Source organism: Streptococcus sp. HMSC065H07 (assembly GCF_001837325.1).
Classification (GTDB): Bacteria; Bacillota; Bacilli; order Lactobacillales; family Streptococcaceae; genus Streptococcus; species Streptococcus salivarius_H.
This window is the reverse complement of sequence record NZ_KV832052.1, coordinates 22,349-23,125: the sequence shown is the minus strand read 5'-3', so window position 1 is coordinate 23,125 and position 777 is coordinate 22,349. Positions and strand designations below refer to the sequence as shown.

Below are 777 nucleotides of genomic sequence, written 5' to 3'. Positions count from 1 at the left end.
CTGAAGCATTGATGTGGATACTTACGAAGATATCTGATTCAGAGGCATTGGCTGCACGAGAGCGATCCGTCAAATCAACATAGGTATCGCTGGTACGTGTGGTCACAACTTGATAACCTTCTGATTCTAGTTTAGCTTTCACACGGCTTTGGATGGCCAAAGTCAAGCTCTTTTCAGAAATACCAAAGTACGAAGCTCCTAGATCATAGCCACCATGGCCAGCATCTAGATAAATAACCTTATTTAAAACATCGTAATTTCCTCTTGATGCCGAACCGATTTTCTTAGGTGCTACCACATCAGCTGAAGTTGCTCCAAAGCCAATATTCTTACCAGAAGCATCAACAATATAGCCATGAACGATATACTTGCCTGAATTACACTTGTGCTGACTGGCTGAAATAGTCACCTTGTAGGAACCATCCTCCTGCTTTGTAGCATTGTGCCAAACAAGGTCGTCTTGGCCATTTTGTTCAGACCAGACAGGTATTACCACACCTGAAATACCACTTAGATTCGTCAGATTGGTGATAAGAACATCAAAAGTTCCACGATTTTTATCATCATTGGTAATAGTCAATGTTCCTTGAGTCTTAGTGATATCAAGTGTCACTTGTTTGCCACCTAGGCCAATGAATTTACCATCATTGTCAACCAAATAGACATGAGAGTTATAGAGACCACTATCTCCCTTATGATTGCTTGAACGAACGGTTACCTTATAATCTCCATTGGCTTGCTTAGCTGCCTTGTACCAGATGATATCATCTTGACCGT

General features: G+C 41.3%; 1 protein-coding gene. It reads right to left on the bottom strand.

All coding sequences use genetic code 11. The features are described from left to right. Positions 1–777: GBS Bsp-like repeat-containing protein (locus HMPREF2637_RS11635; RefSeq protein ID WP_256316159.1), on the bottom strand; the 777-nt coding region annotated here is incomplete at both ends.